Origin of the sequence: Gordonia sp. PP30, from assembly GCF_023100845.1 — a bacterium.
Lineage (GTDB): Bacteria > Actinomycetota > Actinomycetes > Mycobacteriales > Mycobacteriaceae > Gordonia.
This window is the reverse complement of the sequence record NZ_CP095864.1, coordinates 3,748,794-3,775,621: the sequence shown is the minus strand read 5'-3', so window position 1 is coordinate 3,775,621 and position 26,828 is coordinate 3,748,794. Positions and strand designations below refer to the sequence as shown.

Genomic DNA, 26,828 nt, shown 5'->3' with positions numbered 1-26,828 from the left:
CCGACGCCCCCTTTGCCCGTTGAGCCGATGCCCCCTTCGCCCGTGGAGCCGAGATCCCCGTAGCCCGTTGAGCGGACGAGCCGCAAGGCGAGTCGTGTCGAAACGCACCCCTCAGCCCTTCGCCGGCCCGACGCGGGGCAGTCCCGTAGCCCGTTGAGCCGACGAGCCGCTAGGCGAGTCGTGTCGAAACGCACCCCTGGACACGAGAGCACTAGGGTCGATCGGGTGACCCGGGGTTCGGCGGAGATGCGGCGGTGGCGCGACGCGCGTGCGGCGCGTCGTGCCGCGGCGGACCGGCTCGCGGTCGCCGAATGCGCCGCCGGTGAACGACGACGCTGGTCCACCGGATTCCGGATCGGCCTCGCCGTGATCGCGGTGCTCGCCCTCGTCGGCGCCGGGGCGGCGGTCTGGTCGGCGGTGGATCGGGCCTCCCGATACACCGACGCTCAACTGGTCGACGCCGCCGCCCAGCGCGTGGAACTGCTGCTCACGGCGAATGCCGACGACCGGCAGCGGGCCCGGGAGATCCTCGACGGCGCCACGGGCGAATTCCACGACACCTTCGCGCAGTCGGCGCAGGCATACACCCGGTTCGTCGAACGCGCCGGAAGCTCCGGGTCGGCGCGAATCGACGGTGCGGCCCTCGCCTCCCGAGCGGGCGATCGCGGCGTGGTGCTGGTCGCCGCCTCGGTGCGCGTGGCCGCCGATCCCGCGAAGGCCGGGGAGCCGTCACCGACGCCCGCGGCCGGTCCCGTCGCCGTCGAGCACCGGCAACTGCGGCTGCGCGTGGTGATGGTCCCCGAGGACGGAGCCCTGAAACTCGCGGGCGTGGTGTTCCTGCCATGACGAACGACGCCGGATCCCGGCTGCCGGCGGTGGTCCGCGGGCTCCAGGCGCCGCTGACCGCGCGGTCGTGGGCAGCGATCGCCGCGGCCGTCGCGGTGCTGATGGCGGCGGCCGTGTGCTGCGCGTTCGCCTTGGACGCACGCGCACCGGTGGCGGCACGGGCGGGCACCGCGGACCAGTTGCAGCGCCAGGCGGGACCGATCGTCGCGGCGGTCTTCTCGGCCCGCGCCGAGACCTGGCAAGCCGATCGCGCCCATGCGCGCACCCTGGTGACCGGGGCGTTCGCGACCTCGGTCACCACCGGCCTGTCGGCGGGACCACCGGCCGGGGTCAAGTCGGTGCGATGGGAACCGTTGCAGGTCGGAGTGGTCGAAGCGCGGGCTCGGGCGGGTACCGCGCTGGTCGTCGCGCGTGTGGTGGTCACCGCCGGTCCGGGAGCCGAATCCAGTTCGGCGGTCAAATCGGTGAGTGCCGATTTCGTGCGGTCGGGCGACCGATGGCTGCTGAGCGGTCTGGACGAACTCCAGTGAGCACGACGGACCCGGGGCGATTGCGTGCGGCACGGGACGACTACGACGAGGCGGTGCGTGCCGAGCGACTCGCCGCGATCGCGGCGGCCGGCCGGCTGCGGCTGCGGGCGCGACGACGCCGGGCCGCCGCGCGGCTCACGGCGGTGACCGCGGTCATCGGCGCGGTGATTCTGCTCGCCGTGACGGGCTGGGCGCTGGCCTCCCGGTCGGCGGCGCAGGACGGTCTGCGCGAGCGTGACGCCGCGCGCGCCGCGGCGGCCCACGCGGTCACCGAGATGCTCACCGCCGATCCCGCGCACGCCGACGACTATCTGCCCCGGATCCGCGGGCTCACCACCGGCGAGCAGCGCGAGCGCCTGGACCAGGCGGGCCCGCAACTGCGGGCGGCGGTCGCCGGGCTCGGCGCGCCGAGCACCGGCCGGGTGATCTCCGCCGGCGCCCAGCCGGCCGACCGCGGAAAGGTCGGTGTCGTGGTGGTGGCGCAGGCGAGCGCGCCCCAGCTGGTCGGAGGCGCCCCCGGGACCGACCGCGTCGCGGTTCACCTCACGATGGTCCGCAGCGGGGACCGCTGGCTGGTCGCGGCGACGGAGAAGATCGCGTGACCCGGCGCATCGCGGTGCCGGCCGACCGGCGCTTTCTGGCCGGCTGGGCCGTCGTGGTCGGCGCGGCGGTGATCGTCGCGCTGGTCGCCGGGGTGCTCGCGCTGCGCGGTGGGAAGGACGAATCGGGCGAGCGCGCGGCCGTCGAGCACGCGGCGGCCACCGCCGCCGAGGCGCTGATGACCTTCACCCCCGCCGACGACCCCGCGCGCCGTACGGCGACGTCGTCGCAGCTCGCCGGGGTCCTCGCGGCCGACTACGAAGCGCGCGGACCGGATGTCGTCTTCCCCGGAGCGACGGCCTCGCGCATCACGATGTCGGTGAAGGTGCTCGACGTCGGCGTCACCGATCTGCGGCCCGACGACGCCCGCGCGCTGCTGTTCGTGGACCAGACCATCCGCGTCGGCGACGATCCCGAACCGGAGACGGTGGGAGTGGCCCGGTGGGCGACCATGCGGCGGATCGGCGGCCTCTGGCGGCTGGCCCGGCTGGAGCCGGTGTCGCCGCAGTAGTCCGGTGGATCGGTAGAATCGAGAAATGGTCGTCGATCGCATCGCCAAGGCACTGTCCGGTCTGCTGCTGTTCATGGGGGTGCTGCACTTCGTCGCGCCGAAGCCGTTCGACGCGATCATCCCGAAGGAGATCCCGGCCGACCCGCGGACGCTGACCTACGCGTCGGGGGTCGCCGAACTGGGCCTCGGTGCGGCGCTGCTGCCGCGCCGCACGCGCCGCCCGGCCGCCGCTCTCGCGACCGCGCTGTTCGTGGCGGTGTTCCCGGCGAACATCAACACGGTGCGCCTGTGGGTCGACAGGGGCCCGCTGCTCAAGACCATCGCCTGGGCGCGCCTCCCGCTGCAGATCCCGCTGATCGCCGGGGCCCTGATCGTGTGGCGTAAGAGCCCGTGCCCGTCCCACTCGGACGAGAACGCCGCATAGCGAGGGCTCTCCCGTGCGGGCACCCGCCGGTCTGGACGGGGATCGCCGCCGCCGGCCGAGCAGGCCGAGAGACGAGGCCGTGTCGAAGCCGGGCAGTCGTCCGGGGTGGTGGCTCCGGTACTCCGCATGACAACGGCAACATGGCCGGTCACGTGCGCGAATATGGATCGTGACCCGCCATGTTGCCGTCGTCGTGCTGAGCCCACGTCCGCCAGGCGTGGCTTCGACACTCCCCGGCTGGCGCCTCGGCGGCTCAGCCGGCGGGCAGCCGGGCCCGAGTCTTACCGCGTCGGCGGGCGGAGTGAGCGGTAGTGCGCCCGCTGGTCGGCGGTGAGGTGTTCGGTGGCGTAGCTGAGCGCCGTGCGGCCCAGATACGCGGCGTGGGCCTCCAGGTAGTCCTCGAGGAGTCGCCGGTCGACGCGCTTGCCGAGCTCGCGCAGCATCCAGCCGAGAGCCTTCTGGATCAGGTCGCGGCGGTCGTCGATCACCAGCGGCGCCACGTCGAGGATCGGCTGTGCCGCACCGGATTTGATGAACGCGAAGGTGCCGATGACCCCGACCCGGCGTTCCCACAGATCGGCGGAGGCCGCCCAGTCGAGGAGCTCGGTATGGTCGCCGCGCTCGACCAGCCAGGTGCCGAGCAGCGGGTCCGCGGAGCAGTCGACCAGGTCCCAGTTGTTCACCCGGCCGCGCCGGACCGCGTCGCGGTAGAGCTGGACCCAGTGCGCGCGCACGGCCGGTTCGGCCTTCGCCGCGCTCGCGGTGGCGACGAAGAGCCCGACCTGCCGGACCTCGTGGACCTCGTCGTCGAGCAGTGCGGTGACGGTCTCGAAAGGCAGGGCGCCGAGCCGCTTGGCGTAGGCGCGCAGGACCGGCACCCGGACGCCGGCGAACACGTCGCCCTCGCCGTACTCGCCCGGGCCGGTCTTGAAGAATCGCCGCTGCCCGGCCGCGCGCTCGGGATCGCCCAGGGCGCGGATCTCCGCCGCAAGATCGTCGGCGGATTCCCGCGATCGATCTCGACTCCGCGGGTCCTGAGCTCGCGTGGCGGAGCTTGCGACGACATGCGGTCGAAGGGCGACCGTCATGTAGCGAGACTTCCACGTTGATCGAGCGGAGTCGAGGCCCGGGTCGTCGTCGTGCCGAGCCCTCGCTCAGTCGGGCTGTTGCGGTACTCCTCGGCTAGTCCGCGTCTCCAAAATCTCTCTCCGGTCCTCGGCGGCCCGCGCAGCGCCTGGCGGCGTTGTCGTCGGTCGGCATAGCGCCGCTATGCCTCCCTCCTCCGCCTTGCCAGCCGCCCAGCGGATCCACCGATGCCTTCGGAGAAGATTTAGAGACACGGCCTAGTGTCGCGGGCTCAGCCGGCGATCGGTCTCGACGGTCACGTGAGGAGGTCGGCGACCGGGGTGGGGGTGAGCAGGTGGGGGCGGGTCTTCATCAGGCGGCCGACACGGCCGGCACCGACCACGCCGGTCAGGACGCCGTCGCGGCTGTAGTACGCCAGGAATTTCCGGCCGTCGTCGTCCACCACGTGCACGGTGTCGTCGGGCCGGGGCGAGCCGAGGAGCTGGACCTTGAGGTCGTACTGGTCGGTCCAGAAGTAGGGCACGGCCGGCGCGGGCCGCGGGTGGCCGCCGATCTCGGCGGCGGCGATCACGGCCTGGTCGACGGTGTGGTTCCAGTGCTCCACGCGGCGTCGTGCACCTCGCTCGTCCGCCCAGTTCGCGGCGTCGCCGATGGCGTAGACGTGCGGTGCGGAGGTACGGCCGGACTCGTCGCACGCGATACCGCCGCCGGTCGCCGGGTCGGCGAGTTCGATCCCCGAACCCGCGAGATAGTCCAGGTCCGGACGGCCGCCGATACCGACCACCACCAGGTCGGTGTCCACCACCGTGCCGTCGTCCAGCTCGACACCGGTGGCGCGCCCCTCGCCGAGGATCCGCGCCACCGACGTCGCCGCGCGCACGTCGACGCCCGCCTCGGTGTGCAGGCGGGTGACGAACGGGGCGACGGCCGGGCCGAGCGCCGCGGCGAGCGGCGCGGGGGCCGGTTCCACGAGCGTGACCCGCAGGCCGCGCTTGGTCAGGCTGGCCGAGGCCTCGCAGCCGATGAAGCCGGCGCCGATCACCACCGCGCGCCGGGCACCGTCGAGTTCGGCGCGGAGCGCGGCGGCGTCGTCGTAGGTCCGGATCACGTGTACGCCGGGCAGGTCGCCGCCCGCGCCGGGAAAAGGACGCGGGCGCAGTCCGGTCGCGAGGACCAGGGTGCCGTACTCCAGTTCGGCGGGTGCGTCCGCACCGGAGAGGACGACCCGGCCGCGCGCGGGGTCGACGCCGGTGACGCGGGTGCCCAGCCGCAGGTCGATGTCGTTGTCGGCGTAGTAGTCGGCGGGTTTGAGGTCGACGCGGTCGTCGTCACCGAGCAGAACGGATTTGGACAGGGGCGGCCTGTCGTACGGCGGGTGGTCCTCGGCGGCGAGGATGGTGATCGCGCCGGGAAAGTCGTTGCCGCGCAGGGCCTCGGCGAGCCGGGAGGCGCCGAGACCGCCGCCGGCGATCACCACGTGATCAGACACTCAGAACTCGACTTTCAGCTTGTCGCTGGTGGGTTTGGCCTGGCAGCCGAGGATGTAGCCGTCGGCGATGTCGTCCGGGTCGAGTGCGCCGGAATTGGCCATCTCGACGGTGCCCTCGGTCAGCGTGCACGCGCACGACCCGCATTCACCCTCCTGGCACGAATACGGCGCGTCGAGCCCGGCGGCCAGCATCACGTCGACCAGCGAGCGTGAGCGCGGCCAGACGAGGATGTGGGTGTCGCCGTCGAGTTCCACTTCCACCTCGGCGGCGGCCGCGGCCTCGTCGGCGGACAGTTCCTCGAGTTCGATGTCCTCGAAGGGATCGCCGGAGAGCGAGTTGTAGACCTCGGTGTGCACGGCGTGGTGCTCGAATCCGGCCTTCGCGAGGCCCTGGTGGACGGCGTCCATGAAGGGGCCGGGGCCGCAGAGGTAGGCCGTGTGCGTCGCCGCCATGGGCCGGAATGCGGTCGTCAGCAGCTTCGCCGACGGGCGGCCCTGGAGCGTCTCCAGCCAGTGGATCACGGTGAGCCGCCCGGGATTTCCGGCCTGCAGCTCGCGTAGCTCGCGGGCGAAGATCACGTCGTTCTCGCTGCGGTTGGCGTAGAAGAAGGTGATCGGTCCGGTGCCGGTGGCCAGCGCCGTCTTGAGGATCGACATCACCGGGGTGACGCCGGAGCCCGCGGCGATCAGCAGCAGCGGGGCGTGGATGTTCGCCGGTGTGAAGACGCCCGACGGGGGCAGGGATTCGATCTGGCAGCCGGGGGCGAGGTTGTCGCAGAGCCAGTTGGAGCCGTAGCCGTCGGCGGTGCGCTTGACCGTCACGGTGGGCAGTTCGCCGCGGCCCGGTGCGGACGACAGCGAGTAGCAGCGGGCCACCGAACCGGTCTGCTCGCTCGGGATCCGCAGGGTCAGGAACTGGCCGGCCAGGTAGTCGCTGAATTTGTCCGTGTGCGACTCCGGCAGCTCGAAGACGATGCTGCGAGCGTCCGCGGTCTCGTCGATCACCGCGGCGACCGTCAGGATCGCGCTCCGCGACGAGTGCGGGGTCAGCTCGGCCATGGGCACCCTTCCGGATAACTAGAACGTGTTCTAGTCAAGATTAGCAGGCCCCGGATCGCAGACGTATCGCGATCCGGACGGCATGTCAGGCGTCCAGGGCGCTGAGGCCGTGGGTCAGGACGGTGCAGCCCTCGTCGAGCAGCGCCAGCAGGTCCGATGAGGGGTCGGCGAGCCAGCGTTCGTAGGCGGCGAGGGAGACGCCGAGGAGTTGCCACGCGACGGTCTGCGGGATGTGGCCGTCCGGCCGCATACCGAGCCGGCCGGCGACGTACTCGGCCACGATCTGCCGCCACTCGGCGTACATCAGCATTGAATGTGCTTGCAGCGCAGGCACTCCCAGGAGGAGTTGCATGCGCCGGCGGTGGTGTTCGTGCTCCACGTCGGGGACGTCGTTGAAGTCGATGAGGGCTCGGCGGAGGGCCTCGCCGAGGGGGAGGCCCGCGGGGGTGTTGCGGAGCCGGAGCCGCATCTTCGCGAGGTGGCTGTCGAAGTCGCCCCAGGGGATCGCGTTCTTCGACGGGAAGTAGCGGAACAGCGTGCGGCGCGCGATGCCGCCGGCCGCCGCGACGTCGTCGACGCTGGTCTCCTCGAAGCCCCGCTCGATGAACAGGTCGATGGCGAGATTGCTGAGTTCGGCGCGCGAGGTCGCCTGGGGCCGTCCCGCTGGTCTCTTCATGACCTGTCCTTTCGGATGGGTTCTTCGGCTACTTTTCGGTACGGGTTGATTTTGCACCCGGTGTCATTACAGTGTGTCGTGAACCACTGGACAGCCTAGAAGGAGGTTGGTTCACATGGCCGATAAGGACACTCGGGAAGAGCTCGTCACCGAATCGCTGGTGGAGGAAGTCTCCATCGACGGGATGTGCGGCGTCTACTGATGACCACCGCGTCGACCAGTGCTTCCGGCGGCCTCGCGGCCGCCGGAAGCACGTCCTTCGATCTTTCCCGGCCCTGGCGCGTCAATCCGTCGGTGGCCATCCGCCCGGAGCCGTTCGGGGCCCTGCTGTACCACTTCGGGACCCGCAAGCTGAGCTTCCTGAAGAACCTCGTCGTCGTCGATCTGGTGCAGTCGCTGGCCGAGCATCGCGACGCGGAGTCCGCCCTGGCGGCCGCCGGCATCACCGACGACCAGCGACCGCTCTACCTGCAAGCACTGACCGCCCTGGCCGAGTCCGGGATGATCACCGTCCGCGACGAGAAGTGAACCGCGATGACCATTGAAGCCCTTCGCCCGTCCGTCTCCGATCTGCCGTCGACCGCCCCTCGGCTCGATCTGCCGACCGCGACGCCGCCCAAGGTCGGCCGCCTGGTGGATCAGTTCGAGAAGGGGCTCGACGCCCCGATCTGTCTCACCTGGGAACTCACCTACGCGTGCAACCTCGCGTGCGTGCACTGCCTGTCCAGCTCCGGTAAGCGCGACCCGCGCGAGCTGAGCACCGAGCAGTGCAAGGCGATCATCGACGAGTTGCAGCGCATGCAGGTCTTCTACGTCAACATCGGCGGCGGCGAGCCGACGGTCCGCCCCGACTTCTGGGAACTGGTCGACTACGCCGTCGACCACCAGGTCGGCGTCAAGTTCTCCACCAACGGCCTGCGGATCAATGCCGAAGTGGCGCAGCGTCTTGCGGCCACCGACTACGTCGACGTCCAGATCTCGCTCGACGGGGCGACGGCCGAGGTGAACGACGCCGTGCGCGGCCCCGGCTCGTTCGACATGGCCGTCCGCGCGCTGGAGAACCTCAAGAACGCGGGCTTCAAGGACGCCAAGATCAGCGTCGTGGTGACCCGCGAGAACGTCACCCAGCTCGACGAGTTCAAAGCCCTCGCCGACAAGTACGACGCCACCCTGCGCATCACCCGGCTGCGCCCGTCCGGCCGCGGCGCCGACGTCTGGGACGACCTGCATCCCCTGCCCGAGCAGCAGCGCGACCTGTACGAGTGGCTCGTGGAGCACGGTGACCGTGTGCTCACCGGCGACTCCTTCTTCCACCTGTCCGCCTTCAGCAAGGGCGGCGGCAGCGGCAGCGGTCTGCCCGGCCTCAACCTCTGCGGCGCCGGCCGTGTGGTCTGCCTGATCGACCCGGTGGGCGACGTCTACGCCTGCCCGTTCGCCATCCATGAGAACTTCCTCGCCGGAAACATCCTGAGCGACGGCGGTTTTCAGGAGATATGGCAGCGCAGCGACCTGTTCACGCAGCTGCGTGAACCGCAGAGCGCCGGCGCCTGCACCAAGTGCGCGCACTTCGACGCCTGCCGCGGCGGCTGCATGGCGGCCAAGTTCTTCACCGGCCTGCCGCTCGACGGCCCCGACCCCGAGTGCGTCCAGGGCTTCGGTGAATCGCTGCTGGCCGGTGAGCGCAGCAAGCCCACCGCCAACAAGGACCATTCGCGCGGTGTGCCGCTCACGCTCATGACCCGCCCGCCCTCGCGCGACTGCGACGAGAACCCGCTCGCCGGGTTCCTGCCGACGACCGCCACCGGGTGTTCGTCGGGTGCCTGCGGCACGCACTGAACCCGTTGCCCGGCAACAATTTTCGTTCCACCCCCATCCGAGAAGGTCCCCATCCCCATGTCGAAGCTGTCCGAACTCCTTGAACAGAACCCGTGGCGCCGCAACCCGTGGTTCGAGACCGTGGGGGAGGCGCAGCGTCGTGCGAAGAAGCGTCTCCCGAAGACCGTCTACTCGTCGCTGGTGGCCGGCACCCAGGCCGGTATCACCGTCAACGACAACGTCGAGGCCTTCAAAGAACTCGGTTTCGCACCGCATGTCGTGGGAGCGACGCCCGAGCGCAACCTCACCACGACGGTGATGGGACAGGAACTCTCGTTCCCGGTGATGATCTCCCCGACCGGGGTGCAGGCGGTGAACCCCGACGGCGAGGTCGCCGTCGCCCGGGCCGCCGCCGCCCGCGGCACCGCGATGGGGCTGTCGAGCTTCGCCTCCAAGCCCGTCGAAGAGGTGACCGCCGTCAACGACAAGATCTTCTTCCAGATCTACTGGCTCGGTAGCCGCGAGGACATCCTGGCCCGCGCCCAGCGCGCCCGCGAGGCCGGCTGCAAGGGCCTGATCGTCACCACCGACTGGGTCTTCAACGTCGGCCGCGACTGGGGCAGCCCGGAGATCCCGGAGAAGGTCGACGTCCGCGCCGTCGCCAAGCTGGCGCCGGAGATGATCACCAAGCCGAGCTACGCGATGAGCTGGTTCCGTGACGGTAAGCTCCTGATCCCGGACCTGTCCGCGCCGAACATCGCGCACAAGGGCGAGCCCGGCCCCACCTTCTTCGATGTGTACGGCACCTGGATGAACACCCCGCCGCCCACCTGGGAGGACCTTCAGTGGTTGCGCGAGCAGTGGGGCGGCGAGTTCATGGTCAAGGGGATCACCCGCATGGACGACGCCAAGCGGGCCGTCGACATCGGTGCCACCGCCATCTCGGTCTCCAACCACGGCGGCAACAACCTCGACGGCACCCCGGCCACCATCCGGGTGCTCGGCCCCATCGCCGACGCGGTCGGCAAGGATGTGGACGTGCTGCTCGACGGCGGCATCCGCCGCGGCAGTGACGTGGCCAAGGCGCTCGCCCTCGGCGCGAAGGCCGTGATGATCGGCCGCGCCTACCTGTGGGGCCTCGCCGCGAACGGCCAGACCGGTGTCGAGAACGTCCTCGACCTGCTCCGGATGGGCCTGGATTCCTCGCTGATGGGACTCGGGAAGGCCGACGTCGCCGATCTCGATCGTTCCGACCTCATCATCCCGGAGGGCTTCGAGCGCGTCTTCGGCGAGTAGCGGTCGCTTTCTGAACCCGCGAACGGCGGGCCCGGATTCCGGGCCCGCCGTTCGTGTCGCGTTCGAGTGCGTCGGCGTCGTCCGCGGCGGGTGCCGCCGCAACGGTCCCGGCCGCCCGCCGGTCACGACATGGCGAGCGCCTCGGTCGGCGCGATCGCGACCGCGCGACGGCTCGGTGGGAGCGACGCGAGGAGCACCAGAACGGCGGTCGCCGCCAGGGTTCCGACCAGGGCAGGCCACGGCAGTCCGAGTTCGAAGCCGGAGGTCACGGAGCCGACGAGTGACTGACTGCCGACAGAACCGAAGATGAGCCCGAACCCGAGTCCGGCGAGCGCCGCGGTTCCCGACAGAGCCAGCGATTCGAGACTGATCATGGCGCGCACCTGCTGCGCGGTGAAACCCATCGCGCGGAGCATGCCGATCTCCCGGGTCCGGGCGATCACGGTGAGCGACATCGTCGAGACGAAGCCGACGCCGGCGATCACCGCCGAGATCGCGATCAGCGCGATCAGCACCGCAGAGGTCGCGGACAAGAGACGCTCGGTGTCGGCCATCTGAGCGGGCGTCAGGTCGTGCCACGACCGGACCGAACGCTCCAGCGCGTTCATCCCGGCCGCGATCGTGGTGATCAGTGTGACACCGATCAGCAGGCCGACCGTCGACCTGGATGTGCGGGCCGGATCGCTCACCGCGTTCTTCCGGGCGACGAGCGCGGCCGGACCGTTCCCACCGAGCCGTGCCGTCGCGGTCACCAATCGCGGCAGAAACAGGCGTGCGCCGAGCAGCACGCCGACGCCGACGGTGGCCGCGCCGAAGAAGGCGAATCCGAAACCCGCGAGGCTGCCGCGTTCCCCGAGGACGCAGGCGGCCGCCAGCATCGCGGCACCGAGCATCGCGGTGATCGCCGCGACGGCGCCACGCAGACCGGACCGGACCGGCGCAGCGCCGCGCAGTGCGGTCGCGCCGAGAGGACGGCGCGCACCGATCACGGTGGCCGCCGCCGCGGTCGCCACCACCGCGAGAGTGACGACGATCGCACCGGCCGGAACCACCGCGTAGTGTCCCGCCGGGATCTGATCCCGGGCGCGCAGCACCGCGCGCACGATCACGAGGATCACGGCACCACAGGCCACTCCCACCAGCGCGCCGAGGGTGGCGACCCGGACCACCGCCCGCAACAGGCCGGCGCGCAACTGGCGGCTGTCCGCACCGATCAGCCGCAGCAGGGTCAGCTGGCGGAGGCGACCGGCGATCACCGTGTCGACACCGCCCGCGATCACGATCGCCGCGACGAACAGCGCGATCATGATGAACACCGCCGCGACCACGTCTAGTGCGGCACCGGCCGATCCGCCACGCGAGGCGGACAGTCGTTTCAGGATGTCGCTCGCGCCGAACAGGGTGGTCCCGTATGCCGCCGACAGTGCGCTGACCACGCCGATGGTCGAGACCTCGCGGAGGCGGCCCACGATCAGCCGTGCGCTGGTGGCCCTCATGCCGCCACCTCCAGGTTGATCAGCAGGTCGGAGATCTGCCGCGGGTCGAGCCTGCCGTATTCGCCGGCCACCCGTCCGTCGGCCAGGACCACGATGCGGTCCGCGTACGACGCCGCCACCGGATCGTGGGTCACCATGGCGATGCCCTGTCCGTACTCGCGGGCGGCGGTGGTGAGCAGTGCCAGTACCTCGCGACTGGTCCTGGTGTCCAGGGCGCCGGTCGGCTCATCGGCGAGGATGATCGTCGGCCGCCCGGCCAGTGCGCGCGCGATCGCGACCCGCTGCTGCTGACCGCCGGAGAGCTCGGCCGGCTTGTGGTCGAGCCGGTCTCGCAGACCGAGGACACCGATGAGGTGGGCGATCCAGGCCTGGGTCTGCGCGTCGATCGTCCGTCCGGCGAGGATGAACGGCAACCGGATGTTCTCGTCCGCGGTGAGGGTCGGCACCAGATTGAACGACTGGAAGACGAATCCGATGTGATGGCGGCGAAGTGTGGTCCGGCCGGTGTCGTTCAGGCCGGCGATCGGCGTGCCGCCGACGTAGATCTGGCCGGAGGAGACCTCGTCGAGGCCGGCGATCACGTTCATCAGGGTCGACTTCCCGGAGCCGGAGGGACCCATGACGGCGGTGAACTCCCGGCGGTTCAGGTCGAGGCTGACATCGCGCAGCGCGTGGACGGGATTGCGGGCGTCGCCGTAGACGCGGGAGACGTTGCGGACCGTGACGGCGGAGCGTCCTGATGTGGTGTTTTGCATGGTTTCCACGGTATTTCCGCTGATCAACGGCCACATCGGCCGCGATGTGCAATTGCGTTCATCCGCAGGACGGACCCCGGGTCATCCTTGAGATGTACGCGGAGCGGTCCGGTCTTCGCCGGATCGTCTCAGACGAGGCCGTGTTCGTATGCGTAGACCACCAGCTGCACGCGGTCGCGGAGATTCAGTTTGGTCAGGATCCGGGAGACGTGCGTCTTGACCGTCGCCTCGGACAGATACTCGGCGGCCGCGATCTCGGCGTTGGACAGCCCCTGGGCCGCGCGCACCAGGATCTCCCGTTCGCGGGGAGTGAGCGCGTCGTATTCGGGTCCGGGGCCGCCGCTCCGGACGCGGGTCTGCTCGAACAGCCGCCGGGTCGCCGAGGCTGCCACCACCTGGCTGCCGTCGGCCACCGCGCGGATCGCGGCCAGCAGGAAATCGGGCTGGGCGTCCTTGAGTACAAACCCGCTCGCACCGGCCTCGATCGCCGACGCGGCGGCGTCGTCGTCATCGAACGTGGTGAGTACCAGCACCTTCGGGGCCCCGTCGCCGCGGGCGGCGACCAGGCCCGCGGTCGCGGTGATGCCGTCGATGCCGGGCATGCGGACGTCCATCAGGATCACGTCGGGGCCTGCCTCATCGACCATCGCGGGCACGTCGCGGGCGCTCGAGAGCTCGGCGACCACGTCGATGTCGGGCTGGCTCGCCAGGATCATGGCGATGCCGTCGCGGAAGAGCGGTTGGTCGTCGACGAGCGCGACGCGGATCATGGGCGGGGCCCTTTCGGTGTCGGCACGGACAGTTCCAGTACCCAGTGGTCGCCGGCCGCTGCGCTGCGGACGGTGCCCCCGACCGTCGCCGCCCGCTCGGTCATCCCGAGGATGCCGTGACCGGCGCCGATCGCGCGGTGCGGCTCGGCGGGAACGGCGTTGCGCACGGTCAGCGCGGCCCCGTCGCGCCAGTCGTCCACCACGATCACCGGCTCACTCAGATCGCCGTGTTTGAGGGCGTTGGTGAGCGCCTCGGTGAGGATCCGGTGGACCGTCGCCGCGACGGCCGCATCGGCGTTCGCGGGGTCGCCCAGTTGCTCGGTAGCCAGGGTCATGCCCGCGGCGCGCATCCGCTCGAACAACCGGGTGCGGTCGTGCGCGGTGGCCTGCGCCGCCGTATCGCCGCTGCGCAACTCCTGCAGGACGCCCCGGACCTCGCCGAGCGCTTCCCGCGCGGTTCCGGCGATCACCCCCAGTGCGGCCGCCGCGTCGTCCGGCGACGACGCGAGCGCGAAGCGCGCGCCCTCGGCCTGCGCGATCACCACGGCGAGCGAGTGCGCGACGACGTCGTGCATGTCCCGCGCCAGGCGGGAGCGCTCGGCCTGCTCGTCGTACAGCTCGAGCAGGCGGCGCCGCTCGAGTTCGGCGATGGTCTCGGCGACGCGCGCCTCCTCGACGGTGCGGCGCTGGTACCGGGTGAATCCGTACGTCCAGCCGCCGACGACGACGATGGCGCTGCCGGCGTAGGCCGCCGCGAAGTCGAGCACGCCGGGGTCGTTGCCGAACTCGCTCACCGAGCGGTGGATCAGTGTCCAGGCGGCGACGGCGGAGCCGGCGATCGCCACGGCGAGCGAGATCCGCCGCACGGCCTGGTGCGCCGAGCCGCCCGCGACGAAGAACAGCAGCGCGTATGCCAGGCTCGGAATCACGGCGACCTGGAGGAAGCCGACCTGCAGGGCCGCCGAGATCAGGGCGAGCGGCATCATGATCGACGGTGCGATCCGGCGGCAGGCGACCGCGACCGCCACCAGGACGCCGACCGCGATCGTGACCGGTGTCCGCGGGTATTCGACGACCGCCGCGGCGGCGACCACGACGCCGAGGGTCACGTCGACCATGACGGACCTGGGCGGGATGCCGGGAGCGGCGAGCGGGTCGTGCACGACTCCTAGCCTGCCACCCTTCGGGCGGAAGTCAGACCTTGGAGTGGCCCATGTCGATCTGGAACTCGGCGCCGGTCACCGAGGGCGCCGAGGCGAGATAGAAGACGGCGTCGGTGAGTTCGTCGAGCGCCGCGACGGGGTGATACGGGAGCAGCGCGGGGAAGTGCATGCCCCAGTCCTGGAACGCCTGCCTGGCCGACGTGTCGTTCAGTCCCATCGGGGTGTCGACCGCGTACGGGTGCACGGTGTTGACCCGAATGTGCTTGGGGCCCAGCTCTTTCGCCGCGGTCTGGGCGAGGCCGCGCAGGCCGAACTTGGACGCCGAGTACGACGCCTGCACGGGCATCGCCTTCAGCCCGGCGACCGACGACATGATGGTGATCGACCCGCCGTTGCGCGCCTCGAGCATCTGCGGGATGGTGGCCTTGAGGGTCTTCCAGGTGCCGACCAGATTGACGTCGACGACGTCGCTGAACTGCGCCTCGGTCATCTCCCAGACGAGTCCCCAGGTGAGGATCCCGGCGTTCGCGACCACGTGGTCGAGACGGCCGAACCGTGCCGCGCCGTCCGCGGCGAGCTGCTCCTGGAAAGCCAGGTCGCGGATGTCTCCCCGGCGGGCGAGGATCTCGCCGCCCTCGGCCTCGACGAGCGCGATGGTCTCCGCGAGATCGTCCTCGGTGGCCGGCGGATACGTCGCGTGGTCGACGACGGGTCCGGCCACGTCGATCCCGATGACCGCGGCGCCCTCCCGCGCGAATCGAATGGCGTGATTACGCCCCTGCCCCCGCGCGATCCCGCTGATGTAGACCACTTGCCCGTCGAACCTGCCCATGCCCGGAACTGTAACACGTTCTAGTTCCGTGGTCGGCCCGGGTCGTGTCGGTTGGGCTCATGTCGATCGAGCCCCATGCCGGTCGAGACCACCCGCAGGTCACGGGGTCTGGGTCTCGACGGAGACGTGGGCCGAGCGGAGTCGAGACCCCGACCGTCGTAGGTAGCGCTCGACCGTCATAGACGGTGCTCGACAGTGGGGGCTGGGCGTTGGTGTCTCGGCTCGGCTGTCGTCGGCTTCGCCCGAGCGCCCATGTGCTCTGGCTCGGCTGGGGCATGGCGTCATGCCCCAGCCGAGCGGAGTCGAGACCGCCCGCTGGTCGTGGGGGCTGATCTCGACGGAGATGCGGGTCGAGCGGAGTCGAGACCTCGGCCGTCATAGCCGGCGCTCGGTCAGGGGTTATGCTCGGCCGTCTGCACTTCGCGCGACCGTGGTCGCCCCGGCCGGTTGTCCGGAGGTCAGTCGTTCCAGAGGGCGGCGGGATCGGTGGCGACCCGGGTCGGGGGCTCCGGCGTCCGGGTGGCGGAGCGCGCGAAGCGCGGCGCCACCTGCGCCTGCATCACGCCGTCGATCTCGACCAGGGTGCCGCGCGCGGCGAGGTGCGGGTCGTTCGGGGCCTCGGTGAAGTCCAGAATCGGCGACACGCAGGCGTCGGTGCCGTCGAAGACCGCGGTCCACTCGTCGCGGGTCTTGGTCTTGAAGACCTCGGCGAAACGCTCCTTCATCTCCGGCCAGCGGGAGGCATCGATCTGGTGCGGCAGCGACTCGGGGTCGATCCCCAGACCCTCGAGCAGCAGAGCGTAGAACTGCGGCTCGATGGAGCCGACGGCCATCCACTTGCCGTCGGAGGTCTCGTACACCTCGTAGAAGGGGGCGCCGGTGTCGAGGAAGTTGACGCCGCGCTTGTCCTGCCACATACCGGTGCCGCGGAAGGCCCACATCATCTGGCCGAGCACGGAGGCGCCGTCGACCATGGCGGCGTCGATCACCTCGCCCTTGCCGGAGACGCTGCGCTCGACGAGTGCGGCCAGGATCCCGATCACCAAGAACATCGAGCCGCCGCCGAAATCGCCGACCAGATTCAGAGGGGGAGTGGGCTTCTCATCGGTGCGGCCGATCGCGTGCAGCATGCCGGTCAGCGAGATGTAGTTCATGTCGTGCCCGGCGAGCTCGGCGCGCGGACCGTCCTGCCCCCATCCGGTCATGCGACCGTAGATCAAGGAGGGGTTGACGGCGGCGAGGTCATCGGGCCCGAAACCGAGACGTTCCATCACGCCGGGGCGGAAGCCCTCGAGCACCACGTCGGCCTTGGCGACCAGATTGAGGATGGTCTCCCGGTCGGCGGGGTTCTTGAGATTGGCCTCCACCACGCGCCGGCCGCGCAGCAGCGCGTCCGGCGTGGTGCCCTCGGCGGGCAGCTGATTCGGTCGCTGCACCCGGACCACGTCGGCGCCGAGATCGGCGAGCAGCATCGCGGCGTGCGGGCCGGGACCGATCCCGGCGAACTCGATGACGCGGATGGCGGCGAGCGGGCCGGAGCGGCCGGACGGCTGACGCGAAGGCGTGGTCATGTGCTGATCTCCTCGGTGGGGACGGCGATGGCGGGACCCTCGACGAGGGGATCCCATCGGCGAGTTCCAGCATGGCACAGTGTGATCTGGGCTACGGCTGTGGTCCCTGGTTCGCAAGGGGCTCGGCGGGCGCGAGGCTCGATGAATCATCCCGAGCGGAGGGTTCACCCCGACGGCGTGCGTCGGTAGAGTCGTCGCAATGGAAACGGCGACGGGGGCACTCAGGCAGGTGAACTCGTCAGTGCGGCATCTCGCCTCATCGGTGTGGCCGGACGTGGCATCGGCGGACGAGCCGACCCTGCTGGTTCCCCTGGGCTCGACAGAGCAGCACGGTCCGCATCTGCCGTTCGGCACCGATTCGCAGATCGCCGAGGCGGTCGCCGCGCGCGGACTCGTCGCCGTCTCGGCACAGCCGGGAGCGCCGTCCTGCCTCCTCGCCCCGACCGTTCCCTACGGGGCGTCCGGCGAACACGAGGGCTTCCCGGGGACGGTCTCCATCGGCACCGAGGCGCTCGCCCTGCTCCTGCTGGAGTTCGGCCGCAGCGCATGCCGCTGGGCATCGCGCCTGGTCTTCGTCAACGGCCACGGCGGCAACGCTCACGCGCTGGTGTCCGCCGTCGGCCGGCTCCGCGACGAGGGGCGCGACGTGGCCTGGTTCCCCTGTATGTTCGATGGCGCCGACGCGCACGCCGGTCGCACGGAAACCTCTGTGCTGCTTGACATCTCGCCGTCGCAGGTGCGGATGGATCGCGCCCGGCCGGGCGACACGCGGCCGATCGGGGAACTGCTGGACGATCTTCGCGCGCACGGTGTCGCCGGAGTGAGCCCGAACGGGGTGCTCGGCGATCCGACCGGCGCCACCGCGGAGGCGGGGAAGCGTGATCTGTCGGCGGCGGCCGATCGGTTGTCCGCCGCGGTGCTCGGCTGGCACGTGGACCAGACCGGACGGCTCCGATGAGCGCGCCCGCCACCGGGCCGGCGACCGACGTGCTGCCCGACGGCTTCCAGGTACAGATCGACCAGAGTTGTGTGCGTCGGCGCGACCTGCGCTATCTGGTCGGCGGATCGCCGACCCGCGTGCTGAAACTCTCCGACGCGGCCCTGGGGATGACCTCCGCCGACGGCCGGATCGCCGTGCACGACCCGGCGACTCGATCTCTGGCGCGCACCCTCCTGGACTCCGGCATCGGGCTGCCGAGACCGATGGGCGGCCCCGCGCACGACTCGGTGACGATCGTGATCCCGGTGCGTGACAACCAGGCCGGGATCGACACCCTGCTGCGGGCCCGCGGGGCGACCAGGATGATCGTGGTCGACGACGGCTCGGCCACGCCCATCCACGCCGAGGGCGAGGGGGTGACGCTGATCCGGCTGCCGGAGAACCGAGGTCCGGCCGCCGCCCGCAACGCAGGTCTCGCCGCGGCCGCCACCGATTTCGTGGCTTTCTTGGACTCCGACACCGTACCCACCCGCGACTGGCTCACCATGCTGCTCGGGCACTTCTCCGATCCGAAGGTCGCGATCGTGGCGCCGCGGATCGTCGGACGGCGCCGTCCGTCCGGCGGATCGGTGGTCTCGCGCTACGCGAATGCGCACTCGTCGCTCGACATGGGGCCCCGCGAAGCGATGGTGGCGTCCGGCACGGCGCTCGCGTACGTTCCGAGCGCGGCGATGGTGGTGCGGCGCGAGGGATTCCTCGGATTCGACGAGTCACTGCGCGTGGCCGAGGACGTGGATCTCTGCTGGCGCACCCAGCACGCCGGCTGGCGCGTGTACTACGACCCGGTGGCGAAGGTGCGTCACGACCACCGGGAATCGCTGTCGGAACTGCTCGATCGTCACCGCTACTACGGCACCGGGGCGGCCGAGCTGGCCGCGCGGCACGGCCCGGTGGCGGCGCCGGTGATGTCGACCGTGCCGATGGCGGCGGCCGTGATCGGGCTGCTGACGCGGACTCGGCTCGGTCTTCTGATCTCGGCGATCCTGGCCCTGCACTCGATCTACCGGACCCGGAACGCACTGGAAGGCGTGCCCGGCCGCGAGATGATGGCCGCCGGTTTCGTCGGCCGTGGCCTCGCATTCGGCCTGTTGCAGGCGGCGCAAGCTCTGCTGCGGCACTACTGGCCGGTCACGCTGGTGGTCTCGCTGTTCTGGTCGAGGTTCCGGAATCTGGTGTGGCAGTTGGCGATCGCCGAAGGCATCGCGACCTGGGTTCGGGTCCAGTTGCTGGAGTCGCGGGCCCCGGCGATGGGGCCGGTCGGCTTTCTCCTGATGCATCGGCTCGATGATCTGGCGTATGGCACCGGACTCTGGCAGGGCGTTGTGAAGCAGGCCAGCCCGAGCGCGCTGCGACCGATGCTGCGGCTCTAGGCCATGTCTCCTGAGTCTCTTTCCGGTCCTCGGCGGTCCGCGCAGCGCCTGGCGGCGTCGTCGTCGGCCGGCATGGCGCCGCTATGCCTCCTTCCTCTGCCTTGCCGGCCGCCCAGCGGATCCGCCGATGCCTACGGAGAAGACTCCGGACACACGGCCCAGGGCCGTCACCGGCGATGAGTCCGGAGTTGCCGCGGTCCGCGGACGTCGTGGTCGTGGGCGCTGGGACGGCGGGCGCCCTGGTGGCGGCCCGCCTGGCCGAGCGCGGTGACCGCTCGGTGCTGTTGGTGGAGCGGGGCCCCGTGGAACCACCCGGTCCCGAGACCACGATGCTGCGCCGTCTGCCGCTCGGTGATCCGGTGCGGGCCGCGGCGATCCCGGAGGCCGGTGGGCGGCCGGTGGTCCGCGGTCGCGGACTGGGCGGGTCATCGGCGATCAACGGCGGATACTTCCTGCGTCCGCACCTCGCGGACTTCGCCGACTGGCCGCAGTGGTGGACGCCGGAGCGTCTCGGTGCGGGCTATCGCGCGGTCGAGGAACTGCTGGGGGTGTCGGAGTTCGCCGATGACGAGCTCGGCGACGTACCGCGAACCTTCGAGGAGTACTGGTCGGCGGACGCGGGCGCTCGCCTGCTGCCCGATGGTCGTCCGGCGACCACGGAACAGCACGCCACGGGGGAATCGGGGACGGCGGCCGAGTGGGCGCGGCCGGGACTGCTTCGGGTGCGGACTAACCGGCGTGACGGCCGGCGGGTCACGACCGCCGAGGCGCTGGCATCCGCGGAGGGGAGGGCGCCGGCCACGCTGAGTCTTGCCGGGGAGGCGCCGGTTGATGAGGTACTGGTGCGCGGGGGCCGGGTCACCGGAGTCCGGATCGGCGCGGACGTGGTCACCGCGGGGGCGGTGATCCTGTCCGCGGGGACGCTCGGGACGGCGGCGCTGCTGGCACGCAGCGGTGTGCTCGCCGGGCTGGGGCTGGATTCGCTGGTGCCGCAAGAACATGCCGAGCGGATCGTGCGCTTCGCGCCGCGGCACCCGGTATCGGCGCCCGCGCTGCTGCAGTCGGTGGTTCACGCCGACGATGGAATCGAGATTCGTTGCTACGGTGACGATTTCGCGAGCTTCATCGACGGAGTGCCCTCGCGGGGGATTCCCGTAGGGGTGACCGATCTGGCGCACGCGGCGGCCGGATCGTGGCGGGACGGCCGTCTCGATCTGGGCGCGCCGGACGCGGCATCGCTGGCCCGGATGGAGCGCTGGGTGTCGGTCGTGTCCGAGATGCTGTCGTCGCCGGAGTTCGGCGAGTTGGTGGTTCCCGGTTCGGTAGAGGTGGACCCGGTGGTGGGGATGTCCCAGCACGCCTCGGGCACCCTCCCGCTGGGTGTGCTGGTCGATCCCCTGGGTGGTGTGCCCGGTGTCGCCGGCCTGCGGGTCGTCGACGGTTCGGTTCTCCCGCCGGGCCTGGCCAGCGGCCCGCACGCGACGATCGCGATGCTGGGCTGGGTCATCGGCGGCGCCATCGAATAGCCCGCGACGCCGGCCGGTCGTCTCGAGGAGTGCTCCGGCAGCAGGCTGAGCCCGGCGACGAGAGAACCGGTGTCGAAGACCGTCCGTGCGGTGGCCCGGTTTGAGTCCCGGCTGGTCCCTGCTGGGGCGACGGCCGGGTCGGTGGGTTGTGGTTCCACTCCGCTCGACCGTCATGGGGGAGTCTCGGTTTGACGGTGGATGTGTGGCCTCAGTGGAGATGTGGATCGAGGTCTCGGCTCCGCTCGACCACCAAACTCCGCCGAGGAGACCGCGACCGGCATCGGCGGCCTTGGTCAGCGGAGCGTGCAGAACCCTCGGAACGATGCAGTCGTCCGGGCCGCCTCGAACGTCGACGACAATCGCCTGCCGGATCGCGGAACTCTCCGCTGGGAGCGGCCGCAGAGGATGTTCTTTCGAGCCCTCCGCAGCCCGCTCTCGTGATCGGTGCGATCGCTAGTGCCGAGCGGCCGCGGAGGAAGGACATCCTCCGCGGCCGCGTCCGAAAAGCAAGAGGGATCAGAACAGCGTGACCCAGTAGTCCCAGAAGCGTTGTCCCCCACAGACGATCACGATCGCGTACCAGACGATCAGCAGCATCCAGCTCAGGTCGCGGGCCAGGCGGCTGCGCGGGCCGTCGCCGAGGGCGCGGGAAAGGCTGAGGTTCAGCAGGATCGGGGTGATGGTCCACACCACCATGCAGTACGGGCAGAGCGCGTTGATGCGGTAGATGCTCTGGAACGCCAGGTAGTTGACGAAGACGAACCCGATGGACAGGCCGAGGGTCTGGCCGATCCAGTACCAGCGCGGCAGCTGGACGCGGCCGACCGAGAGCACCGCGGTGGTCAGGATGACCGCGAACGCCGGCATGCCGAGCAGCGGGTTGGGGAAACCGAAGAACCGCGCCTGCTCGGTCACCATCACCGAACCGCACGACAGGATCGGGCTGAAGTTGCACGACGGCGTATTCGCCGGGTTGATCAGCAGATCGATGCGCTCGATGGTGAGCGTCGCCGACGCTGCCATGCCGAGGACACCGCAGACCAGCATCACCCACGACGTGACGACGCCGATCGGCCGCCGCGCCAGCAGCGGGTGCACCGCCGGACCGACGGCATCGTCGGTCACGTCGGCCGATGCGTCGGAGATCTCCGAGGCGACGGTGTCCGCGAGGTCGGGGACACCGTCGACCGCCGAATCCGGTGTGGAGGTGCCGGATTCGGCGGTCACGATCCGGCCTTGACGGCGTCGTCGATCTGCTTCTGCAGGTCTTCGGGGCTGCTCAGCTCAACGACCTTGCCGTTGATCCGCACGTTCGGAGTGCCGCTGAAGCCGGGCTCGCTCATCACCTTTTCGGAGTTCTTGACGATCCAGTTGCCGTAGTCGATGTCCCGCACGCACTTGTCGATGCCCTCGACACCGGCCTGCTTGGCGATCGCGAGGATCTGCTTGTTGGGCAGACCCGTGCCGCCCTCGGCGGGCTGATCGGCGAACATCAGGTTGTGGAACTCCAGCCATTTGCTGAAGTCGTGATCCTTGCCGGTGGTCTCGGCGACGCAGAGAGCGGCGTTCGCGGCGCGAGTCGAGTAGCGGGTTCCGCTCGACGAACGGTCGAGCATGTTGATGGTGGTGTAGTCGAGCGCGACCTGCGGGTTGTCGTGATACGTGGCCAGTGTCGGGCCGAAAGCGGTCTCGAAGGCCTTACACGCCGGGCACTGGAAGTCCTCGGTGATCGAGACCACGACCTTCGGTGTGGTGCCCGCCGGGGCACCGGTGAACCGGATCGCACCGTCGGTCAGGACGGTCGGCGTCGCGTTGCCGAGGTTCAGCGGATCGGCGCCGTCTCCCTGCTTCTTGTGGCCGCTGGTGGCCCAGAAGATGACGCCCACGGCGACGGCGATGAGCACGATGGTCGCGACGATCATGATCAGGATGGAGCGGCGCCGCTCGGCGGCCCGAGGGTCGATAACCCGGTTGGAACTCACGTCAATGTCCTTCAGCGCGGATACGCCCCGACGAATCGGGGCAGGTCGGGGACAACCCTACTGGGCGTTCCTGAGACGACGATAGGGTCCTCAGCCCTTGGCGGCGTCTATGGCACCCCGCAGGTCCTCGGCACCGCTGACGGAGAACTCGGTGCCGTTGATCAGCACGGTCGGGGTGCCCTTGAACGACTTGTCCGCCAGTACCGCGCGAGTGTTCGCGGTCACCTGCGCACCGTGGGCTTCTCCGGCGACGCACTCGGACAGGCCCGGGAACTGGCCGTCGCCGAGCGCGGCCAGGCGGGAGTCCGGCAGCCCGGCGCCGCCCTCGGCGGGCTGCGCTTCGAACAGCCGCTCCAGATAGGCGCGCCACGCCCCGGTCTTGCCCGCCAGCGCGGCATCGGCCCACGCGCAGTAGAGGGCGTTCGCGGCGCGCGACGAGTACCGGTCCGGGCCGGCACGGTCGAGGAAGGAGATCACCCGATAGTCGACGGCGACCTGCGGATCGGAGGTATAGCTCGCCAGTACCGGTCCGGCGATCCGATCGAACGCGCGGCAGGCGGGGCAGGCCGGATCGAGGATCAGCGTGACGACGGCACGCGGAGTGGCGCCGGCGGGTGCCGCACTGATGCGGAACGGCTCCGACAGGTTCGCCTGCGGTGCGGTTCCCGGCGCGGGCGCCGGCGTGGAGTCGATGGCGGATTGCCACGGCCCCGCCGCAGCAGAGGTCGTCGTGCCCGAGGCGGCCGGTGCGGGGAGGTCTTTCGCCCGCTGGCGAGCGTTGTCGCCGCACCCCGAGGCCAAGAGCGCCGTGGCGAGCAGGGCCGCGGCCAGAGCGGTGCGGATGGGATTCACGACTCCGCCGCGGTGACCCACGTGGTGATCTCGGCGTGGACCACCTCGGTGCCGGCGGTGTCGCAGACGCGAACCGACACCGTCACGTCCGTGCCGTCGGTGATGGTGGCGAAGTCGATCGGCTCGGCGAGTTCGGCATGCGCGGTCAGCCGGGTCTTCGCCTTCGCCAGGTACTGCACCTGCATCGCCTTGGGGATCCAGCGGTGCGACGTCGGAGTGGTGGCCTCCATCAGCATGCCCATGGCCGCCTCGGCGAGATTGCAGGCGGCGATCGCATGGAAGGTGCCGATGTGGTTGTGGACACCGAACCAGTTGGGGCTGGTCACCCGGCAGTAGCCGGGCCGCATCTCCTGGACCAGCGGCAGCACCGTGCCGAAATACGGCACCTTGGCGACCATCCCGAGGGAGAACAGGGTGTTTCCCAGCAGGTTCGACGGGAGGCGCTTGCGCAGCGCGTAGGTGGGCGAGTCAGCAGACATGAGGCGATCTTACTCGCCGGTCAGGTCGCCGCGTCAGCGACGGAAGGCCGCGCGCATCGCCTCGCGGTTCACCGCGGCGACGGCGGCCAGATCGATGTCCGCGGGGCAGACCTGGGCGCATTCGCCGAAAGTGGAGCAGGGGCCGAAGTCGTCGTCGAGCTGTCCGGTGATCGCGCGGGCTCGCCGGGAGCGCTCCTGCTTCCCGTAGGTCAGCATCGACAAGTGCAGCAGCTTGGCGCCCGCGAACAGATGCGCGGCACCGTTCGGGCACGCGGCGACGCATGCCCCGCAGCCGATACAGGCGGCGAAGTCGAGCGCCTCCTCGGCCACGTCGTGCGGAATGAGGCCGGTGTCGGCATCGGCGGCCTGGCCGGTGCGCACATCGACGTGGCCGCCCGCCTCGATCACCCGATCCAGGGCGGAACGATCGACGGCGAGGTCGTGCACCACGGGAAAGGCGTTGGCGCGCAGGGGTTCCAGCCGCAGGTGAGAGTCTTCGGGGAACTGCCACAGGTGCTGCATGCACGACGGCGTGTTGGGCACCGGGCCGTGCGGGCGGCCGTTCACCGTGATCCCGCAGGCGCCGCAGATGCCCTCGCGGCAGTCGGAGTCGAAGACGATCGGCTCGGTGCCCGAGTCGACCAACTGCTCATTGAGCAGATCGAGCACCTCCAGCAGGGACATCTCCGGACGCACCCCGTCGACCAGGTAGGTCACGAAGGCGCCCGGCGCGTCGCCGCCGGGCTGGCGCCAGACTTCGAGGGTGAGTTGCTCGTCCATGGGGGCCTATCGGTAGTTCCGCGTTTGCAGTGGTACACAGCGGAATTCGAGCGGTTCGCGATGCCGGACGAGGCCACCGGCGGCGGTGGACTCCCAGGCCGAGACGAAGGCCCACTCGTCGTCGTCGCGCAGCGCCTCGCCGTCCGGGGTCTGGTGCTCGGCACGGAAATGTGCTCCGCACGACTCGTCGCGGTCGAGTGCGTCGACACACATCAGACGCGCGAGTTCGAGGAAGTCCGCGACCCGTCCGGCCCGCTCGAGTTCCTGGTTGAACTCGGCCGTTCCGCCGGTCACGCGCAGATTAGACCAGAAGCGCGCGGACAGCTCGTCGATCGCCTCGATCGCGGTGGTCAGCGAGGCCGCGGTGCGAGTGACGCCGCACCCCGCGTAGAGGATCGCGCCCAGTTCGCGATGGAAGGCGATCGGTCCGGTAGTGCCGCCGATCGAGGTGAGACGGTCGATGCGCGCGCGGACGTCGGCCGCGGTGGCGCGCACGGCGTCGTCGTCCTGGCTCAGCACCGGCGTGCCGAGCAGGCCGGCGAGGAAGTCCGGCACCGATCGCGGCAACGTGAACCAGCCGTCGACGCATGCCGACAACAGCGAGTTGGCGCCCAGCCGGTTGGCCCCGTGGTAGCCCCAGCCGGCCTCGCCCCCGACGAAAAGCCCTGGGACAGAAGTCATCTGATTGAAGTCCGACCAGAGGCCGCCCATCGTGAAGTGCGCGGCGGGCGCGATCCGCATGGGCGTGGAGTACGGGTCCTCGCCGGTGGCCGACCGGTACATGTCGAAGAGGTTGCCGTAGCGCTCGGCGATCACCGGCCGGCCGAGGCGGCTCAGCGCGTCGGCGAAGTCGAGGTAGACGCTGTTGCGGAGCGGGCCGACGCCCTGCCCGCCGTCGATCTGCTCGCGGGCCGCCCGCGAGGCGACGTCGCGCGGGGTGAGGTTGCCGAAGGCCGGATACTTGCGCTCCAGGTAGTAGTCGCGCTCGGCTTCGGGGATCTGGCCGGGCGGTCGGGTGTCGCCCGCGGCGGCCGGCACCCAGATCCGGCCGTCGTTGCGCAGCGACTCGCTCATCAGCGTGGTCTTGGACTGCCACGGCGCGCTGACCGGCAGGGCGGTCGGGTGGAACTGCACGAACGACGGCGACGCCAGGTACGCCCCGCGCCGATGAGCCCGCCAGGCGGCGGTCGCGTTCGAGTTGCGGGCGAGCGTCGACTGGTAAAACACCGTGCCGTAGCCGCCGGTGGCGAGCACCACGGCGTGCGCGGTCCGCGCGCCGATCTCGCCTGTCACCAGATCGCGCACGACGATGCCCTGCGCCCGGCCGTCGGCGACGATCAGGTCGAGCATCTCCTGACGGGTGTGCAGCGTGACGGTGCCCGCGGCGACCTGCCGCAGCAGCGCCTGCGAGGCGGCGATCTGCAACTGCTGCCCGGTCTGGCCGCGCGTGTAGTAGGTCCGCGAGACCTGCACGCCGCCGAAACTGCGGGTGGACAGCGGGCCGCCGTATTCGCGGGCGAAGGGCGCGCCGAGAGCGTTGAGATGGTCGATCACCCGGGCCGACTCCTCGGCGAGCCGGAAGGCGTCGGCCTCGCGGCCGCGGAAGTCGCCGCCCTTCACGGTGTCGGTGACGAACCGCCGGATCGAGTCACCGTCGACCGTGCGGGCGCGGGCGGCGTTGATCCCGCCCTGCGCCGCGACGCTGTGAGCGCGACGTGGCGCGTCGTGAAAGGTGAAGGCGTGCACCCGAAAACCGAGTTCGCCCAGGGCGGCCGCGCACCCGGCACCGGCCAGCCCGGTGCCGACGACGATCACCTCGAGCCGACGGCGATTGCCCGGGCCCACCAGTCGGTAGTCGTCGCAGCGCCGGCGCCACGCGGTGGCCGGGTCGCCGGCGGGCACGTTGCCGGACAGGTCCAT

General features: G+C 70.6%; 28 protein-coding genes. 12 read left to right on the top strand and 16 right to left on the bottom strand.

Translation table 11 applies throughout. From position 1 onward, the window contains the following. Positions 1–225 precede the first annotated feature (225 nt). Genes MYK68_RS17400 through MYK68_RS17380 form a run of 5 tightly spaced genes read left to right on the top strand, consistent with a single transcriptional unit; the run spans position 226 to position 2,911 of the window. On the top strand, positions 226–846 hold the full coding sequence (locus MYK68_RS17400; RefSeq protein WP_247865004.1) for an Rv1363c family protein: 621 nt from the start codon (positions 226–228) through the stop codon (positions 844–846). Continuing rightward, positions 843–1,376, top strand: coding sequence for a hypothetical protein (locus MYK68_RS17395; protein ID WP_247865003.1), 534 nt, complete (start codon positions 843–845; stop codon positions 1,374–1,376). Before MYK68_RS17400 ends, MYK68_RS17395 begins: the two co-directional genes overlap by 4 nt. Beyond that, positions 1,373–1,978, top strand: coding sequence for a hypothetical protein (locus MYK68_RS17390; RefSeq protein ID WP_247865002.1), 606 nt, complete (start codon positions 1,373–1,375; stop codon positions 1,976–1,978). Before MYK68_RS17395 ends, MYK68_RS17390 begins: the two co-directional genes overlap by 4 nt. Beyond that, positions 1,975–2,487 carry a hypothetical protein gene (locus MYK68_RS17385; protein ID WP_247865001.1) on the top strand — a complete coding sequence of 171 codons (513 nt, stop codon included), beginning with the start codon at positions 1,975–1,977 and terminating at the stop codon, positions 2,485–2,487. Before MYK68_RS17390 ends, MYK68_RS17385 begins: the two co-directional genes overlap by 4 nt. 25 nt (positions 2,488–2,512) lie before the next feature. After that, positions 2,513–2,911, top strand: coding sequence for a DoxX family protein (locus tag MYK68_RS17380; protein WP_247865000.1), 399 nt, complete (start codon positions 2,513–2,515; stop codon positions 2,909–2,911). A 281-nt stretch (positions 2,912–3,192) separates the two neighbouring features. Here MYK68_RS17380 and MYK68_RS17375 read toward each other — a convergent pair whose 3' ends face one another. The 4 genes from MYK68_RS17375 to mftR form a co-directional block, all read right to left on the bottom strand. Beyond that, positions 3,193–3,999, bottom strand: coding sequence for a DNA alkylation repair protein (locus MYK68_RS17375; RefSeq protein WP_247864999.1), 807 nt, complete (start codon positions 3,997–3,999; stop codon positions 3,193–3,195). 293 nt (positions 4,000–4,292) lie between these two features. After that, positions 4,293–5,486, bottom strand: coding sequence for an NAD(P)/FAD-dependent oxidoreductase (locus MYK68_RS17370; RefSeq protein ID WP_247864998.1), 1,194 nt, complete (start codon positions 5,484–5,486; stop codon positions 4,293–4,295). After that, positions 5,487–6,545: a ferredoxin--NADP reductase gene (locus tag MYK68_RS17365; protein ID WP_247864997.1), complete on the bottom strand. Its 1,059-nt coding sequence runs from the start codon at positions 6,543–6,545 to the stop codon at positions 5,487–5,489. It abuts the gene before it with no gap. An 85-nt stretch (positions 6,546–6,630) separates the two neighbouring features. Further along, positions 6,631–7,221 carry a mycofactocin system transcriptional regulator MftR gene (mftR, locus tag MYK68_RS17360; RefSeq protein ID WP_247864996.1) on the bottom strand — a complete coding sequence of 197 codons (591 nt, stop codon included), beginning with the start codon at positions 7,219–7,221 and terminating at the stop codon, positions 6,631–6,633. Positions 7,222–7,336: 115 nt separating this feature from the next. On the opposite strand from mftR, the gene mftA reads away from it, so the two are divergent. The 4 genes from mftA to mftD are packed head-to-tail and all read left to right on the top strand — an operon-like array spanning position 7,337 to position 10,332. Beyond that, the gene (gene mftA, locus MYK68_RS17355; RefSeq protein ID WP_247868093.1) at positions 7,337–7,423 is read left to right on the top strand and encodes a mycofactocin precursor MftA; all 87 of its coding nucleotides are present in this window, start codon (positions 7,337–7,339) and stop codon (positions 7,421–7,423) included. After that, positions 7,423–7,749 (top strand): mycofactocin biosynthesis chaperone MftB, encoded by a 327-nt coding sequence (mftB, locus tag MYK68_RS17350; RefSeq protein ID WP_247864995.1) that lies wholly within the window; start codon positions 7,423–7,425, stop codon positions 7,747–7,749. The genes mftA and mftB overlap by 1 nt, the downstream gene beginning before the upstream one ends. 6 nt (positions 7,750–7,755) lie before the next feature. Then, positions 7,756–9,057, top strand: a complete 1,302-nt coding sequence (gene mftC / locus MYK68_RS17345) for a mycofactocin radical SAM maturase (protein WP_247864994.1) — start codon at positions 7,756–7,758, stop codon at positions 9,055–9,057. Between the two features lie 57 nt (positions 9,058–9,114). Then, positions 9,115–10,332, top strand: a complete 1,218-nt coding sequence (gene mftD / locus MYK68_RS17340; protein ID WP_247864993.1) for a pre-mycofactocin synthase MftD — start codon at positions 9,115–9,117, stop codon at positions 10,330–10,332. Between the two features lie 122 nt (positions 10,333–10,454). On the opposite strand, the gene MYK68_RS17335 is transcribed toward mftD, so the two are convergent. From MYK68_RS17335 to MYK68_RS17310, 6 genes are all read right to left on the bottom strand, one after another. Then, the gene (locus tag MYK68_RS17335; protein WP_247864992.1) at positions 10,455–11,828 is read right to left on the bottom strand and encodes an ABC transporter permease; all 1,374 of its coding nucleotides are present in this window, start codon (positions 11,826–11,828) and stop codon (positions 10,455–10,457) included. Then, positions 11,825–12,583, bottom strand: coding sequence for an ABC transporter ATP-binding protein (locus MYK68_RS17330; protein ID WP_247864991.1), 759 nt, complete (start codon positions 12,581–12,583; stop codon positions 11,825–11,827). The genes MYK68_RS17335 and MYK68_RS17330 overlap by 4 nt, the downstream gene beginning before the upstream one ends. Positions 12,584–12,711: 128 nt before the next feature. Continuing rightward, a complete protein-coding gene (locus MYK68_RS17325) occupies positions 12,712–13,353 on the bottom strand; it encodes a response regulator transcription factor (protein WP_247864990.1) in 642 nt (213 codons plus the stop codon). Beyond that, the gene (locus MYK68_RS17320) at positions 13,350–14,516 is read right to left on the bottom strand and encodes a sensor histidine kinase (RefSeq protein ID WP_247864989.1); all 1,167 of its coding nucleotides are present in this window, start codon (positions 14,514–14,516) and stop codon (positions 13,350–13,352) included. The genes MYK68_RS17325 and MYK68_RS17320 overlap by 4 nt, the downstream gene beginning before the upstream one ends. A gap of 31 nt (positions 14,517–14,547) precedes the next feature. Further along, complete coding sequence (locus tag MYK68_RS17315) at positions 14,548–15,348, bottom strand: mycofactocin-coupled SDR family oxidoreductase (RefSeq protein ID WP_247864988.1); 801 nt, start codon at positions 15,346–15,348, stop codon at positions 14,548–14,550. A gap of 458 nt (positions 15,349–15,806) precedes the next feature. After that, entirely contained in the window at positions 15,807–16,919 is a 1,113-nt protein-coding gene (locus MYK68_RS17310) for a CaiB/BaiF CoA transferase family protein (RefSeq protein ID WP_247864987.1), read from the bottom strand. A gap of 199 nt (positions 16,920–17,118) precedes the next feature. Between MYK68_RS17310 and mftE the strand changes: the two genes are divergently transcribed. The 3 genes from mftE to mftG all read left to right on the top strand — a co-directional run bounded on the left by mftE (position 17,119) and on the right by mftG (position 20,815). Further along, positions 17,119–17,877, top strand: coding sequence for a mycofactocin biosynthesis peptidyl-dipeptidase MftE (mftE, locus tag MYK68_RS17305; RefSeq protein ID WP_247864986.1), 759 nt, complete (start codon positions 17,119–17,121; stop codon positions 17,875–17,877). Next, complete coding sequence (gene mftF, locus MYK68_RS17300) at positions 17,874–19,289, top strand: mycofactocin biosynthesis glycosyltransferase MftF (RefSeq protein ID WP_247864985.1); 1,416 nt, start codon at positions 17,874–17,876, stop codon at positions 19,287–19,289. Before mftE ends, mftF begins: the two co-directional genes overlap by 4 nt. Before the next feature lie 176 nt (positions 19,290–19,465). Continuing rightward, positions 19,466–20,815 carry a mycofactocin system GMC family oxidoreductase MftG gene (mftG, locus tag MYK68_RS17295; RefSeq protein WP_247864984.1) on the top strand — a complete coding sequence of 450 codons (1,350 nt, stop codon included), beginning with the start codon at positions 19,466–19,468 and terminating at the stop codon, positions 20,813–20,815. Positions 20,816–21,331: 516 nt separating this feature from the next. On the opposite strand, the gene MYK68_RS17290 is transcribed toward mftG, so the two are convergent. The 6 genes from MYK68_RS17290 to MYK68_RS17265 all read right to left on the bottom strand — a co-directional run bounded on the left by MYK68_RS17290 (position 21,332) and on the right by MYK68_RS17265 (position 26,828). Next, positions 21,332–22,042, bottom strand: coding sequence for a vitamin K epoxide reductase family protein (locus tag MYK68_RS17290; protein WP_247864983.1), 711 nt, complete (start codon positions 22,040–22,042; stop codon positions 21,332–21,334). Then, the gene (locus MYK68_RS17285; RefSeq protein WP_247864982.1) at positions 22,039–22,797 is read right to left on the bottom strand and encodes a DsbA family protein; all 759 of its coding nucleotides are present in this window, start codon (positions 22,795–22,797) and stop codon (positions 22,039–22,041) included. The genes MYK68_RS17290 and MYK68_RS17285 overlap by 4 nt, the downstream gene beginning before the upstream one ends. Positions 22,798–22,887: 90 nt before the next feature. Further along, entirely contained in the window at positions 22,888–23,649 is a 762-nt protein-coding gene (locus MYK68_RS17280; protein WP_247864981.1) for a DsbA family protein, read from the bottom strand. Then, the gene (locus MYK68_RS17275) at positions 23,646–24,128 is read right to left on the bottom strand and encodes a hotdog fold domain-containing protein (protein WP_247864980.1); all 483 of its coding nucleotides are present in this window, start codon (positions 24,126–24,128) and stop codon (positions 23,646–23,648) included. The genes MYK68_RS17280 and MYK68_RS17275 overlap by 4 nt, the downstream gene beginning before the upstream one ends. A 33-nt stretch (positions 24,129–24,161) precedes the next feature. Further along, positions 24,162–24,908: a succinate dehydrogenase/fumarate reductase iron-sulfur subunit gene (locus MYK68_RS17270; RefSeq protein WP_247864979.1), complete on the bottom strand. Its 747-nt coding sequence runs from the start codon at positions 24,906–24,908 to the stop codon at positions 24,162–24,164. A gap of 6 nt (positions 24,909–24,914) precedes the next feature. Then, positions 24,915–26,828, bottom strand: a complete 1,914-nt coding sequence (locus MYK68_RS17265; protein WP_247864978.1) for a fumarate reductase/succinate dehydrogenase flavoprotein subunit — start codon at positions 26,826–26,828, stop codon at positions 24,915–24,917.

Bases quoted from the DNA above. Each gene is read 5' to 3' on its own strand.
- MYK68_RS17395 (WP_247865003.1), top strand. From the start codon at position 843: ATGACGAACGACGCCGGATCCCGGCTGCCGGCGGTGGTCCGCGGGCTC.
- MYK68_RS17380 (WP_247865000.1), top strand. From the start codon at position 2,513: ATGGTCGTCGATCGCATCGCCAAGGCACTGTCCGGTCTGCTGCTGTTC.
- MYK68_RS17375 (WP_247864999.1), bottom strand. From the start codon at position 3,999: ATGACGGTCGCCCTTCGACCGCATGTCGTCGCAAGCTCCGCCACGCGA.
- MYK68_RS17365 (WP_247864997.1), bottom strand. From the start codon at position 6,545: ATGGCCGAGCTGACCCCGCACTCGTCGCGGAGCGCGATCCTGACGGTC.
- mftR (WP_247864996.1), bottom strand. From the start codon at position 7,221: ATGAAGAGACCAGCGGGACGGCCCCAGGCGACCTCGCGCGCCGAACTC.
- mftA (WP_247868093.1), top strand. From the start codon at position 7,337: ATGGCCGATAAGGACACTCGGGAAGAGCTCGTCACCGAATCGCTGGTG.
- mftB (WP_247864995.1), top strand. From the start codon at position 7,423: ATGACCACCGCGTCGACCAGTGCTTCCGGCGGCCTCGCGGCCGCCGGA.
- mftC (WP_247864994.1), top strand. From the start codon at position 7,756: ATGACCATTGAAGCCCTTCGCCCGTCCGTCTCCGATCTGCCGTCGACC.
- mftD (WP_247864993.1), top strand. From the start codon at position 9,115: ATGTCGAAGCTGTCCGAACTCCTTGAACAGAACCCGTGGCGCCGCAAC.
- MYK68_RS17335 (WP_247864992.1), bottom strand. From the start codon at position 11,828: ATGAGGGCCACCAGCGCACGGCTGATCGTGGGCCGCCTCCGCGAGGTC.
- MYK68_RS17330 (WP_247864991.1), bottom strand. From the start codon at position 12,583: ATGCAAAACACCACATCAGGACGCTCCGCCGTCACGGTCCGCAACGTC.
- MYK68_RS17325 (WP_247864990.1), bottom strand. From the start codon at position 13,353: ATGATCCGCGTCGCGCTCGTCGACGACCAACCGCTCTTCCGCGACGGC.
- MYK68_RS17315 (WP_247864988.1), bottom strand. From the start codon at position 15,348: ATGGGCAGGTTCGACGGGCAAGTGGTCTACATCAGCGGGATCGCGCGG.
- MYK68_RS17310 (WP_247864987.1), bottom strand. From the start codon at position 16,919: ATGACCACGCCTTCGCGTCAGCCGTCCGGCCGCTCCGGCCCGCTCGCC.
- mftE (WP_247864986.1), top strand. From the start codon at position 17,119: ATGGAAACGGCGACGGGGGCACTCAGGCAGGTGAACTCGTCAGTGCGG.
- mftF (WP_247864985.1), top strand. From the start codon at position 17,874: ATGAGCGCGCCCGCCACCGGGCCGGCGACCGACGTGCTGCCCGACGGC.
- mftG (WP_247864984.1), top strand. From the start codon at position 19,466: ATGAGTCCGGAGTTGCCGCGGTCCGCGGACGTCGTGGTCGTGGGCGCT.
- MYK68_RS17275 (WP_247864980.1), bottom strand. From the start codon at position 24,128: ATGTCTGCTGACTCGCCCACCTACGCGCTGCGCAAGCGCCTCCCGTCG.
- MYK68_RS17270 (WP_247864979.1), bottom strand. From the start codon at position 24,908: ATGGACGAGCAACTCACCCTCGAAGTCTGGCGCCAGCCCGGCGGCGAC.
- MYK68_RS17265 (WP_247864978.1), bottom strand. From the start codon at position 26,828: ATGGACCTGTCCGGCAACGTGCCCGCCGGCGACCCGGCCACCGCGTGG.